Raw genomic sequence first — 13,271 nt, 5'->3', positions numbered from 1 at the left:
AAAAAACGCCAAAGAGAAAGGAACCCGCTGTTTTATGATAAAGAAAACCTTCTTGTGCCTTTTATGCCTCTGCCTTGTGCTGTCTGGCTGCGGGGACGGCTCTGCCCCTGCATCTTCTTCTGGTGAGGCGGCCCTGTCCTCTGCTGTGCCGGAACCGGAAAGCAGTTCCCAGGCCCCTGCCGTGTCCGGGATGGAGAGTTCCCCGGATGTTTCCGGCGTGTATGAATACCGGGGAGACGGCAAAGAGCAGTATGTCATACCGGAGTTTTCCAGAAGGGGAGAGGACGGCGCCCTGTTAAGCCCGGGCATATTCCGGGATTCTTTGGGCGGGGAATTCCCGGACATGCCGGAGAACCCCCGCACTGTCTCCCTGTACGGATCCTATGCGGAGGCCTGGCTGCTTGCCGGCGGGGAGCTTGCCGGCGTGACAAAGGACGCTTTGGAGGAGCGGGACTTGGGGCTTCCTGCGGATATCCCTGTGGTGGGCACCGTAAAGGAGCCAAACGCGGAGGCCATCATCGCCCTGGAGCCGGAGCTGGTGCTTTTGAACCCGGACATCGCCGGACAGATGGATATACGGGATGTGCTGGAAAACGCGGGGATTTCCTGCGCCTGCTTCCGGGTGGATACCTTTGAGGATTACAGCAATATGATGTTCCAGTTCTGGGGCCTTACCGGGCGGGAGGATCTGTATAAACAGAACGTGGAGGACGTGGGAGAGGAGATTCAAGCCGCGAAGATGACGGCCGCTTTGAGCAGCAACCTGCCCAGCGTGCTGCTGATGCGGGCCTTTTCCACAGGCATTAAAGCTAAAACCGACGATGAGCTGGCAGGCTCTATTCTAAAGGATTTGAACGCCCGCAATATTGCGGACGATCACCCTTCCATGTTAGAGGATTTGAGCCTGGAGGAGATTATTGGGGCAGATCCGGACTTTATCTTTGTCACCACCATGGGAAACGAGGAAAAGGCTCTGCAATATCTTGACTCCCTCATAGAGAAGAACCCTGCCTGGCAGGAGCTGACCGCTGTGAAGGAAGGCCGCTATATCGTGCTGCCCAAGGATTTATTCCACTATAAGCCCAATAACCGCTGGGGGGAAAGCTATGAATACCTGGGGAAAATCCTTTATCCGGCCCTTTTTGAAGGGGAGTGGCAGCGCAAAGCTGCCGATGAAGGCCAGGGACAGCAGGAAACTGCTGCTGCTTCTGCTGCTGACGCTTCTTAGCGCCCTGCTGGGGGCCGGGGCGGGGGCCTCCTTCATTGACGTGCCCTCTGCCTTAGGGGAAATCCTCTCCGGCAGGGCGGAAAGCCCGGATGCCCGCATCCTGCTGTATGTGCGCCTGCCCCGGGTGTGCGCCAGCCTCCTTGCAGGCTCCGCCCTGGCGGTGGCGGGGCTTTTAATCCAGGCAGTGCTTTCAAACCCGCTGGCTTCACCCAATGTTATCGGGGTAAACGCCGGGGCGGGCTTTTTCGCTTTTTTGTTTATGGCGGTTTTGCCCGGCAGCACAGGGGCCTGTGCCCTGGGAGCCTTCCTGGGCGCCCTTACCGCCACCCTCATTGTATATGCTGTGGCCGCTGCCGCAGGGGCGGGGAAGCTGACCATCATCCTGGCGGGCGTGGCAGTCAGCAGTATTTTCACGGCGGGCTTAAACGCTGTGAAAACCTTTTCCCCGGAAACCCTGTATAACGGCAGCACCTTTCTCATCGGCGGCTTTTCCGGGGTGTCTATGGCGGACATCACCCCCGCCTGGGTGTGTATCCTGCTGGCCCTTTTAGGGTGTATGCTCCTGCCCCGGCAGCTTGACGTGCTCTGTCTGGGGGAGGAGACGGCCCGCAGCTTGGGCCAGCCGGTGGGCGTCATACGTTTTGCCGCCATCATCCTCTCCTGCGTGCTGGCAGGCTGTGCCGTCAGCTTTTCCGGGCTTATCGGCTTTGTGGGACTGATTGTGCCCCATATCACCCGCAGGCTTTTCGGGCAGTCCCACCGCTGGCTGCTGCCCGGAGCCTGCCTTTTGGGCGCGTGTTTGGTCACCTTCAGCGATCTTCTCAGCCGCCTGCTGTTTTCCCCTTATGAAATCCCGGTAGGCATCCTTTTATCCCTTACAGGCGGGCCTTTCTTCCTGTTTTTGATTTTGCGCAGGCGGCGGCGCTGAAGCCCTTTTGAAAACTGAGAGGAAAATAAAGAGAGGAGGGATGGCTGTGGTTTCGTTTTCCCAGGTGAGCGCTGGCCATGGGGGCCGGGCGGTTTTGGAGGGCGTCAGCTTCACAGCTCCAAAGGGCAGGATAACCGCCCTTATCGGGCCGAACGGCTGCGGGAAAACCACCCTGCTGAAAACGGCCTGCGGCCTGATCCCTCCCTTGAAGGGGGAAATCGCCATAGATGGCAGGATGCGGAAGGACGCGGGCCGCAAAGAGTGGGCAAGGCTCTGCGCCCTGCTGCCCCAGATGCGGGAAGCGCCTGCCCTGACAGTGGAAGCGCTGGTGTCCCATGGGCGGTATCCCCATCTTTCCTTTGGGCGCGACTTGACGGCCGCGGACAAGGAAGCAGTCTTTCGGGCCATGGAGGAAGCGGGCGTGCTTTCCTTGCGGGAAAGGGAGGTGCCAAAGCTTTCCGGGGGAGAGCGCCAGCGCGTTTACTTTGCCATGGCCCTGGCCCAAAGCCCGGAGGTGTTCTTCCTGGACGAGCCTACCACCTATCTGGATATCGGGCAAAAATACGAGATGCTGGAGCTTATCCGGAGCCTGCGGGAGCAGGGGAAAACCGTGGTAATGGTACTGCACGATCTGTCCCTTGCCTTTTCCTACTGCGATTTTATAGCTGTGCTGGGCCAGGGAAAGCTTTTAGCCTTTGGAAAAAGCCGGGAGGTTTTCCAAAGCGGCGTGCCAGAGCGGGCTTTTGGCGTGCGGGGGGAACGGGTGCTGGTAAACGGCAGGGAGGAGTTCCTCTTTGTGCGGCCTTGACCCTGGGGCCGCAGGCAGGTATAATAGAGGAAGATATTGGTGAAAATTCGGAAGAAAGGAACGATACCGGATATACTGGCCTGCTTTTCTGCGGCTTTTTATGTGTGTCCCGTATCGCATGGCGATTACTATGCGGGTAGTGCATCTGATAGGCGGAGGCGACACAGGCGGCGCCAAAACCCATGTGCTGGGGCTTTTATGTAAGCTGAAGGAGCATGTGGACGCAGAGCTGGTATGCTTTCGCCGGGGAGAGTTTTCAGAGGACGCGGAAAAGCTGGGCATCCCGGTTCACATTATTGATACGGGGAACCCCTTTTCCGATTTGCCTCACCTGAAAAAGCTGTTGCGCCCAGGAGAGGTGGATGCCCTGCACTGTCATGGGGCCAGGGGCAACCTGATGGGTGTGATGATGAAAAGGTACCTGCAGGTGCCGGTTATCACCACCGTACACAGCGATTACCGTCTGGATTACCTGGGCCGCCCCGGGGCGCGGCTGGTGTATGGCACCACCAATACAATCTGCCTGCGGCAGGTGGATTATTACATCTGCGTGGCAGGGCCTGTTACCGAGGCCATGATAGAGCGGAACTTCCCTGCGGAGCGGATTTACACCATCTATAACGGCATAGATTTCAGCGCCCCTAAAAACTGTGTGCCCCCAAAGGAATTTCTGCGCTCTTTAGGCCTTGAGGTGCAGGAGGGGGACGTGGTGGTGGGCATTGTGGCCCGGATGACTGCCGTTAAGGATCATTCCACCTTGCTGCGGGCTTTGCAGGTTGCCGCCCCAAAATGCCCCAACCTGAAGCTGGTGTGCGCAGGGGATGGGGAAGATGAGAAAAAGCTGCGGGAGCTTTCCAAGTCGCTGGGGATTGAAAACCGGGTGTGCTTTGCGGGCTGGGTGAAGGATATGGATTCCTTCTACAATGCTGTGGACATCAACCTTTTGTCCTCCCTTTCCGAGGGCTTTCCCTATGCCTTGGCAGAGGGCACCCGCTTCCATCTGCCCACCTTGTCCACCCGGGTGGGAGGGGTGCCGGTTTTGATAGATCATGAAGAAAATGGCCTTTTGTTCGAGCCGGAAGACTATCAGCAGCTTGCGGCATACCTTATTCAGCTCTATGAGGATCCGGCTTTGCGCCGGGAGCTGGGGGAGAAGCTTTTCGAGAAAGCCCGAAGGGAATTTTCCCTGGAGCACATGGTAGAATACCAGTTGGAAATCTATAAGGACGTGCTGCGCCGCCACGCTCGGCGGAAGGCCCGGGGCAGGCGGGACGGGGCCATTATCTGCGGGGCATACGGCCATGGCAACGCCGGGGACGACGCCATTTTAAAGTCGGTGATACAGGCGGTGCAGGGCCTTGACAAGGACATGCCCATTACAGTGCTGGCAAAAAACACCGGGAGCATTAAACGCCGCTACCGGGTGAATGCCCTTTACACCTTCCATTTCTTAAAAATGCTGTGGGCCATGGGGAAATCAAAGCTGTATATTAACGGCGGCGGCACCCTCATCCAGAACGCCACCAGCCAGCGCAGCCTGTGGTATTACCTGTTCACCCTCTGGGCCGCCAAACGGCTGGGGAACAAGGTGGATATGTATGGCTGCGGAATCGGGCCGGTCACTGGGAAGATGAACGTGTGGCTGGTGCGCCACGTGCTCAACAGTTCGGTGGACACCATCACCCTGCGGGAGGAGGACTCGGTGCGGGAGTTGAAGGGCTTTGGGGTGACAAGGCCGGAAATCCAGCTCAGCTCTGACCCGGCTTTGGTTCTGCCTCCTGCCGGGGAGCAGAAGGCGGCTGCCTGCCTTGCGGTCAGCGGCCTTTCGACAGAGGGAAACTATATCTGCTTTATGCTGCGCTCCTGGGCGGGTTTCACAGAAAAGGCCGGCGTGTTCGCCGCCTGTGCCCAATACGCCTATGACGCCTATGGCCTGACCCCTGTGTTCCTTGCCCTGAACCCGGCGCCGGATACCCTTGCCGCCGGGAAAGTCTGCCGGGGCCTTGCCTGCCCCCATCATATTCTGGACAGCGCGGACAGCCCGGAGCTGATTATTTCCGTATTATCCCACATGCGGCTGGTGGTGTCCATGCGGTTGCATGGCCTTATCTTTTCTTCCCTCAGCGGCATTCCCATGGTGGGGGTTTCCTACGATCCCAAAATCGGCTCTTTCCTGCGGTATCTGGGCTATGGTTCCTGCATTGAGCTGGGAGAGGTGACAGCGGAAAACCTGAAAGCCGCCATGGACAGGGAAATCCGCTGGGAGCCGGGGGCTCCAAAGCTTCTGGAATGTACGGAAAAGCTTATCCAGGTGCAGCGGGAAAACGTGGAGGCCCTGCGTCGGCTGCTGGAGCAGTAAAATATATCCTGTGCCCCCGCCCTTTGGGACGGGGGATGTTTATGCAGGGGGACGCGGAAAATATGCCCGGCGCAGGGCTTTACTTCCTGCGCCGGGTAGTGTATAATCGGGTGGAATGGATTTTGGGAGGAGGAGAAAACACATGGCGGTTTTTACAAAGGACAAGTCCTTTTATAAAACCCTGATTACCTTGGCAATCCCCATATCGCTGCAGAACCTTATCACCTTCGCGGTAAACTTTGCGGACAACCTGATGATAGGCTCCCTGGGGGACAACGCCGTTTCAGGGGTGTATGTGGGCAACCAGATGCAGACTGTGGTGCAGATGTTTATTGGAGGCGTGGAGGGGGCCATCCTCATCCTTGCCGCCCAGTATTGGGGAAAAAAAGACACAGGCAGCATCCGGAAGGTGGTGTCCATCGGGGTGAAGTTTGCCCTGGGGGTAGGCATCGTGGCATCCCTTATTGCGGTGCTGTTTCCTTCAGTGGTAATCGGCCTGTTCACCCAGGAGGCTGGGGTCATCCAGGAAGGGGCGGTCTATTTACAGATTGTAGGCTTTACATACCTGTTCTTCTGCATTTCCCAGGTGATGATCGCTTCCATGCGCAGTGTGGAGACGGCGAAAATCGGGCTGTATATCTCCATTATAGCCCTGGTGGTAAACGTGTCTTTAAACTATATCCTGATTTTCGGCAAGCTGGGCTTTCCCGCCATGGGGGTGCGGGGCGCGGCAGTTGCCACGCTGATTTCCCGCGTCCTGGAAATGTGCGTCAGCGCTGGGTATGTGTTCTTTATGGATAAGAAGCTGCGGCTGGGGTTCCGAGATCTGCTCCACACAGACAGGCAGCTATTAAAGGATTTTGTGCGCTATGGCCTGCCCATTATTGGCGGGCAGGTGGTGTGGTCTGTCAATATGCTGGCAAACACCAAGATACTGGGATGCTATACTGCCGGCGTGATGGCGGCCGCCAGCATCACCGGCATGCTCCACAACCTGATTTACGTGTGGATGAACGGCCTTTCCTCCGCTGTGGGCATTATTACAGGGAAAACTGTGGGCGCGGGGCTGTATGAGAAGATGAAAGAATACGCCAAAACCGTACAGATGATTTTCCTGGGGGTGGGGCTTGTCTCCGGGGCGCTGGTGCTCCTGTTCCGGGACGGCTTCATCGGCCTATACGATGTGAGCGCCGAGGCCCAGGCTTATTCATACCAGTTTATCAATGTAATTGCCGTTACCATTATCGGCACCTGCTATCAGGCTGCCTGCCTGTTCGGCCTGGTGAAGTCCGGCGGGGACATCTCCTTTGTCTTTAAAAATGATACCATCTTTGTGTTCCTGGTGGTAATCCCCTCCGCCCTTATCGCCATGTGGATGGGGGCCGCGCCCTGGGTGGTGTTTGCCTGCCTGAAGTGCGATCAGATTTTGAAGTGCTTTGTGGCGGTGGTGAAGATAAACCGGTATAATTGGATGAAAAACCTGACGAGAGACAACAATAAAAAGGAAGAGCTGGCTGATGGAAGGGAATAGGAAGAATACACGGCGCTATGCGCTGCTGCTGGTGCTGGCAGCTTTTATTTGGGGAACGGCCTTTGTGGCCCAGAGCATGGGCATGGATTATATCGGGCCTTGCACCTTTAACGCCACCCGCAGCTTTATCGGAAGCGTGGCGCTGCTGCCGGTAATCTGGTTTTTCTCCCGGCGGCAGGGTAGGGGAGCCAGGAAAAGCGGGGAAAAGAAGAAGTTCTGGCTTTTAGATAAGGCGCTGCTCATAGGAGGCGCGGCCTGCGGCGTCATGCTTTCCGGGGGGAGCCTTTTGCAGCAGATGGGCCTGACCTCCACCTTTGCCGGAAAAGCGGGCTTCCTGACCTCTCTGTATATTGTCATTGTGCCTGTGCTGGGTGTGTTTCTGGGAAAACGGGCAGGCTTTAAGGTGTGGATCGGGGTAGTTCTGGCCCTTGCCGGCGCTTACCTTCTCAGCGGCGCCGCCACAGGCGAGGGCTTTTCCATCGCTCCGGGAGATTTGCTGGTACTCATCAGCGCCTTGTTTTTCTCCCTGCACATTCTGGTTATCGACCATTTCTCCCCCCGGGTGGACGGCATCATGCTTTCCTGCGTGCAGTTTTTTGTGGCAGGGGCGGTGTCCCTGGTGTTCGCCCTGATTTTTGAAAAGCCCGCCTTGGGAGATTTGCTCCCTGCCTGGGGGCCTCTGCTGTATACAGGGGTGCTTTCCAGCGGGGTGGCATACACGCTGCAAATTGTGGGGCAGCAGAATGTGCCCCCCACAGTAGCCTCCCTGCTGATGAGCCTGGAATCTGTATTTGCGGCGGTATCCGGTTGGATGGTGCTGGGCCAGCCCCTTTCCTTGCGGGAGCTTATGGGGTGCGCCCTGGTGTTCGGGGCCGTGGTGCTGGCACAACTGCCGGACAAGAAAACAGCAAAAGAAGCGGAAACATAGAGAACCCATATATGGGAAAGGAAGGTTATTTTATGCGGATAATCCATACAGACAGCTATGAGGAAATGAGCGCCCTTGCCGCTGGGCTGTTGGGGGCACAGGTGCTTTTAAAGCCGGACTGCGTGCTGGGGCTTGCCACGGGAAGCTCTCCCATCGGCACGTATGAAAGGCTGGCAGCGGAATATGAAAAGGGCCTGCTGGACTTCTCCCAGGTGCGCACTGTAAACCTGGACGAATACTGCGGGTTGGGGCCGGAGCACCCGCAAAGCTACCGGTATTTTATGAATACCCATCTCTTTCAAAAGGTCAATATAAAGCCGGAAAACACGTTCCTGCCTGATGGCTGCGCCGCTGACCTGGAAGCTGAGTGCCGCCGCTATGAAGAGCTGGCAGCCGGCATGCAGGTGGACATGCAGCTTTTGGGCATTGGGCACAACGGGCACATCGGGTTTAACGAGCCGCAGGAGGATTTCCCCTGCCAGGTGCATCCTGTCCAGCTTGCCCAAAGCACTATAGAAGCCAATTCCCGGCTTTTTGACAGGATAGAGGACGTACCCACCCAGGCGGTGACGATGGGTATTGGCACCATTATGAAGGCGAAAAAAATCCTGCTCATTGCAGGGCCGGACAAGGCGGAAATTATACAGAAGGCGCTGTTTGGCATGATAACGCCCCGGGTGCCTGCCTCGGTTCTGCAGCTTCATCCGGATGTAACTGTGATAACCAGCCGGAAATAGAAAAGCCAGCCTATTCTAAAGGGGGAGGAGGGTGCCTATGCAAAGCCCCAGAAGGGTGTTGTGGGAGACAGGCTTTCTGGTGTTCTGCCTGTTTTTAGGAGTAACGCTGCCTGCCCTGGTGCGTATGCGGACAGGGTGGGAGCCTGTGGTGCTGCCCATGCAGCTCTGCGTGCTTTTTTGCGGACTGCTGTGCGGCCCGGCTTACGGGCTGTCCTGCGGCGCGCTCTGCCCTGTTTTTTCCAACATGATTTTTGGGGCGCCCTCTCTTTCTGCCCTCCCGGTATCCCTGTGCCTTTGCGCCCTTTATGGCTTTCTGGCAGGGCTGCTGGTGTGCCTGCTGCGCAGCGGCTGGGGCTGGATAAATGTGTACGCCGCCCTTATTGGCGCCATCCTGCTGGGGCGCGGGATAGAGGGGCTTTTGCATGCGTTCCTCCTCAGGCCGGGAGCCTATTCCTGGTGGATCTGGGCACAGGAAAGCTTTGTAATTCCCTTGCCAGGCCTTATCATCCAGTTGGCCGTACTGCCCGTGGCAGTGCTGGCGCTGTGGAAGCTGCATCCTGTTTTGGGGCCTTACGGGGAGTATTGAGGGAATCGCCTGGCAGACGTAAAGAATTATGCAGAATATGTAGAAGAAAAAAGAGCTGCAAAGGAAACTTTGCGGCTTTTTGTGTGATAGGAGCTGCCGTGTAAAGCAGATGTAAAAATTGTTGCAGACAAACAGATGAACTATCCTCTCCGTTTCTCTCCAGCACCGCCTTGGTTCTGTATACACAGGGTTCATTGCCGTTTTAGTTCTTAGGGATCAAGCTGTTTCTAGCGGTTGCGGAACAGGCGAAATCCTGATATACTATCAATAAAATCCGTGAAAACTATGCCAGTTATATAGAAAATCTGTTTTCAGGAGGCTGCTGTGAACAAGAAATCTGCGAAGCTCAAAGAAAAATTCACCTTTAAAACTTTCTTTTTCCTCACCCTGGCAGGCATTATCAATGCCACCGGGGTAACCATGTTCCTGGCCCCTGTCAAGCTCTATGACAGCGGCATCTCCGGCACCTCCATTCTCCTTTCTCAAATTACGCCGGACTACCTCTCCTTGTCTTTCTTCCTGCTGCTGTTCAATGTCCCCCTGTTTCTGTACGGCTATAAAAAACAGGGCGCTTATTTTACCGTCTGCGCCATCTATACAGTAGGGATCTATTCCCTGGCGGCCTGGCTGATTACCGACGTGCTGCCTGTAGACGTAAGCATTGCCTCTCCTTTGGCAGGAGAGGATCTGTTGTTATGTGCCATTTTTGGCGGGCTGATTTCCGGTGTGGGCAGCGGCCTTGCTATCCGCAGCGGGGGGGCCATGGACGGCATAGAGGTGATGGCAGTCATCTTTGCCAAACGCCTGGGGCTGACAGTAGGTACCTTTGTAATGATATATAACCTGCTTTTATATGTCGTTTGCGGCATCCTTCTGCAAAGCTGGATCCTGCCCCTGTATTCCATTGTGGCATATGCCGCCGCCCTGAAAACAGTGGATTTCCTGGTGGAAGGCATAGACCGCTCTAAAGCTGCCATGATCGTCACCTCCAAGCCCGAGGAGGTGGGAGCTTCTCTTTCTGAGGAGTTTAAATGCGGCCTGACCATCCTGGACGCCAAAGGCTATTTCTCCCAGTCCGCTAAAAGCGTGGTGTACATCGTTCTGAACCGTTTCCAGATCACCCGCATGAAGAATATTGTCCATGCGGAAGATCCCACTGCTTACATATCCATTTCGGAAGTGGCGGACGTGCTCAGAGGGGAACCGTAAGGAAATTCCTTACAATTCTCTTAAAATGGCAGGGCTGGCCTGCCGGCGGGGGTTCGTTGCCTTGACACCATGCAGGGCCGGTGCTATACTAAAAGTGTAATATTTTTTAACTAGGCGAAGAAGGGAAGGGATTATTTATGAACATAAACGCTGTGCAGGCTGGTATCCAGGCACAGGGGATACAGGGAACAGCCCCTGTTAAGCAGGCCCCTGCTGCGGAACAGGCCCAGCCGGAAATTAAACAGCCTGCTTCCGCTTTTGACGAATACATACCAGAGGATAAGGAGGCCCACGCTCCCATTGGCTTGTACCGGGTGGTGCAAGAAGATGGTGTGCCTAAGGTGGAGTTTGACGATCCGGAGAAATCTGTCCCGGAGGCTCCTGCAAAAGAGAAGGAAGAATCCAATGTCACCACGATGGACACCGGGAAGGTGGACAGGGAGATAAAAGCTTTGAAGGAGAAGCAGGAGAAGCTTTCCCAGCAGGTGGAACGGGAGCAGGATCCTCAGCGAAGGGAAGCGCTGGAAAGGCAGTTGGCCCAGATGGAACAGGAACTTGCGCAGAAGGATAACGATACGTATCGGAAGAATCATGCGGTAATTTCCTGAGAGAGGGAAATCTTTTCATACCAATACCAAAAGGCGGCAGGGAAGCAGTCCCCGCCGTCTTTTTGCATTACTATAAATCATTTTCAGGCTGTTGTCTTTTTCAAAGCTGGTAAGAAATTTGTAAGTATTTTAGAACCTTATATACCTTGACAGGCGAGGTATATAAGGCGTATAATCTACCTGTAAGCAGGGCACAGCCTTTGGGGCGCGCCCTGGAAAACCAGAACAAAGGAGGGGGCGCTTTGTCCATTGCGTCAGATGTTATCCGCGGGCATACGGATACGATTATTCTGGCCCAGTTGATGCAGGAAGACAGCTATGGGTATAAAATCAACCGGGCCATTGTAGAAAAGACAGAGGGTCTGTTCGAGCTAAAGGAAGCCACCTTGTATACGGCCTTCCGGCGGCTGGAGCAGTTAGGGTGTATCACCTCTTATTGGGGAGATGAGAACACCGGCGCGCGCAGGCGGTATTATTCCATCACCCCGTATGGGGTAGAACAGTATACCCGCATGGCGGCAGAGTGGGAGCAGTCAGCCCGGCTTTTGCAGCGGCTGATTTATCCGGAAACTGAGATGAAAAAGTGAGAAAGGACGCGATTGTATGGAATACCGTTTAAGGGCCTATGTGGATGAGCTTTTTCAAAGCGCACCCCGCACCCAGCGGGCCTATGAGTTGAAAGTGGAGCTGACCCAGAACCTTTTGGATAAATATTTTGCCCTTTTAAGCGAGGGCAAAAGCGAAGACGATGCCTATAACCTTACGGTTATGAGCATTGGCGATGTGCGGGAGCTTTTTGCCGGGCTTTCCGAGGATGAGGATGTTCCGCCGCCCATGGCCCAGCCCGCTATGCCGGAGGAAGGCCGGGCCCGCCATGCTGCCGTGGTTACCATAGCTGTAATGCTGTACATTTTGAGCGTGGTGCCTGTCATCGTGATTTCCAGCCTGTTTGGCGGCTATGGGGAAGGCTGGCCGGTGCTGGGCGTTGCGCTGATGTTTGTGATGATAGCCGCCGCCACAGGCCTGCTGATTTATGATCACATGACAAAGCCCAAAAACCAGCCTTATGTCATGCCGGGCACTGTGGTGGAAGAATTTAAAGAGTGGCAGGCAGGCAAGTCCCAGAAAAAGCAGATGATGAAATCCATCCGGTCGGCATACTGGCCCCTGGTGCTGGCCCTGTATTTCCTCCTAAGCTTTGGCACAGGCAAGTGGTACATCACCTGGATTATTTTCTTAATTGCCCCGGCAGTGGACAGCATTATCAGCGCGGTGCTGACCCTCCAGGACAAAAATGTGCGGTAGGCCGGAAAGGGGAGACTTATATGAAAAAGAAGCGCGCGATTTTTACTATTGTAGCCGGTTCCATTGCAGTGGTGTTCCTTTCTGGCATCCTATTGGTAGGCCTCAGCAGCAACGGGTTTGGGCTTATGGCCGCACAGGCCAGCTCAGATGAACATTCCTATGGCTACGACAATGTAATAACCCTGGATCCGGAGGAAAACGTTGTCGCCCAGTTGGAAATAAACTGGGAAGCAGGCCCGGTAGAGGTGAAGGCCGTCCCGGCAGGCAAAATCCGCATCACAGAAAGCAGCGGCCACAAGCTGGAGGAGTCAGAGCAGATGCAGGTGCGGGTAAACGGGAATAAACTGGAAATTTCCTGGGATCACAGCCGTTTTAAGCTCTTTTCCTTGAATTTCTTTGGTATGAACAGCAAATCCCTGGTTGTAGAGCTTCCCCAAGAGGTTGCCTCCCAGCTTACGGAGATAGACTGCTCCAACATTTCCGGAGACATGGATATCTCCGGCCTTACCGGCACAGAAGGGGAATTCTCCTCTGTCTCCGGCGCGCTGCGTCTTAGCAAGCTGGCCTTTAGCGAGGACTGCGGACTCAGCACCACCAGCGGCAACATTATCCTGAAGGGCTTTTCTTCTGAAAACCTGGATGCCAGCACTACCAGCGGCATGCTGCGCTTTGCGGATACTATAGCAGAGGAAATGCACTGCCATTCTGTGTCTGGTGAAATTAATGTGGAGGGCGCCGCGCAGAAATTCGATTCCTCCAGCGTCTCCGGTTCCAGCCGGGCTGCTCTCTCTGCCTGCCCGGAAGAGGTGAAAATGGAATCTGTCTCCGGGGCCATCATAGTGGAGCTTCCGTCAAACGCCAGCTTTACTGTAGAGCATGACACTGTCTCCGGCTCCTTCTCCTCCGACTTCCCTTCCACAGACGGGAAAGGCGGGAAACGCGTATGCGGCACTGGAAAGCCCAGCGGTGAATTGTCCTTTTCCACTACCTCAGGAAACATGCAGGTGGTGAAAGCCTCCGCCGCAGGCTGACTTTACGGTATAA

The 13,271-nt window shown here is 55.5% G+C and carries 13 protein-coding genes; all 13 read left to right on the top strand.

The features are described from left to right. Window positions 1–34: 34 nt before the first annotated feature. The 13 genes from D1841_RS01915 (at window position 35) to D1841_RS01855 (ending at window position 13,258) form a co-directional block, all read left to right on the top strand. Window positions 35–1,228 (top strand): ABC transporter substrate-binding protein, encoded by a 1,194-nt coding sequence (locus D1841_RS01915; RefSeq protein WP_160641450.1) that lies wholly within the window; start codon window positions 35–37, stop codon window positions 1,226–1,228. Then, window positions 1,173–2,156 (top strand): iron ABC transporter permease, encoded by a 984-nt coding sequence (locus D1841_RS01910; RefSeq protein WP_237076133.1) that lies wholly within the window; start codon window positions 1,173–1,175, stop codon window positions 2,154–2,156. The genes D1841_RS01915 and D1841_RS01910 overlap by 56 nt, the downstream gene beginning before the upstream one ends. A 46-nt stretch (window positions 2,157–2,202) precedes the next feature. Then, on the top strand, window positions 2,203–2,964 hold the full coding sequence (locus D1841_RS01905) for an ABC transporter ATP-binding protein (protein ID WP_160641449.1): 762 nt from the start codon (window positions 2,203–2,205) through the stop codon (window positions 2,962–2,964). Between the two features lie 130 nt (window positions 2,965–3,094). Then, window positions 3,095–5,323, top strand: a complete 2,229-nt coding sequence (gene csaB / locus D1841_RS01900) for a polysaccharide pyruvyl transferase CsaB (RefSeq protein WP_160641448.1) — start codon at window positions 3,095–3,097, stop codon at window positions 5,321–5,323. 142 nt (window positions 5,324–5,465) lie between these two features. Then, the gene (locus tag D1841_RS01895) at window positions 5,466–6,854 is read left to right on the top strand and encodes an MATE family efflux transporter (protein WP_160641447.1); all 1,389 of its coding nucleotides are present in this window, start codon (window positions 5,466–5,468) and stop codon (window positions 6,852–6,854) included. After that, the gene (locus D1841_RS01890) at window positions 6,841–7,782 is read left to right on the top strand and encodes a DMT family transporter (protein WP_160641446.1); all 942 of its coding nucleotides are present in this window, start codon (window positions 6,841–6,843) and stop codon (window positions 7,780–7,782) included. The genes D1841_RS01895 and D1841_RS01890 overlap by 14 nt, the downstream gene beginning before the upstream one ends. Before the next feature lie 32 nt (window positions 7,783–7,814). Then, entirely contained in the window at window positions 7,815–8,519 is a 705-nt protein-coding gene (gene nagB / locus D1841_RS01885) for a glucosamine-6-phosphate deaminase (protein WP_160641445.1), read from the top strand. A gap of 37 nt (window positions 8,520–8,556) precedes the next feature. Beyond that, complete coding sequence (locus D1841_RS01880) at window positions 8,557–9,105, top strand: ECF transporter S component (RefSeq protein ID WP_160641444.1); 549 nt, start codon at window positions 8,557–8,559, stop codon at window positions 9,103–9,105. 324 nt (window positions 9,106–9,429) lie between these two features. Continuing rightward, complete coding sequence (locus tag D1841_RS01875) at window positions 9,430–10,314, top strand: YitT family protein (RefSeq protein ID WP_347563921.1); 885 nt, start codon at window positions 9,430–9,432, stop codon at window positions 10,312–10,314. Window positions 10,315–10,451: 137 nt separating this feature from the next. Beyond that, complete coding sequence (locus D1841_RS01870) at window positions 10,452–10,922, top strand: hypothetical protein (protein ID WP_160641443.1); 471 nt, start codon at window positions 10,452–10,454, stop codon at window positions 10,920–10,922. Window positions 10,923–11,164: 242 nt separating this feature from the next. After that, window positions 11,165–11,509 (top strand): PadR family transcriptional regulator, encoded by a 345-nt coding sequence (locus D1841_RS01865; protein WP_160641481.1) that lies wholly within the window; start codon window positions 11,165–11,167, stop codon window positions 11,507–11,509. Between the two features lie 16 nt (window positions 11,510–11,525). Next, the gene (locus D1841_RS01860) at window positions 11,526–12,227 is read left to right on the top strand and encodes a permease prefix domain 1-containing protein (protein WP_160641442.1); all 702 of its coding nucleotides are present in this window, start codon (window positions 11,526–11,528) and stop codon (window positions 12,225–12,227) included. A 20-nt stretch (window positions 12,228–12,247) separates the two neighbouring features. Next, entirely contained in the window at window positions 12,248–13,258 is a 1,011-nt protein-coding gene (locus D1841_RS01855; RefSeq protein ID WP_160641441.1) for a DUF4097 family beta strand repeat-containing protein, read from the top strand. The last annotated feature ends 13 nt before the right edge of the window (window positions 13,259–13,271 follow it).

The sequence above is a fragment of the Neglectibacter sp. X4 genome (assembly GCF_009917365.1).
Classification (GTDB): Bacteria; Bacillota; Clostridia; order Oscillospirales; family Acutalibacteraceae; genus Acutalibacter.
Note: the sequence above shows the minus strand (reverse complement) of the source record. Positions and strands in the feature narration are given on the sequence as shown.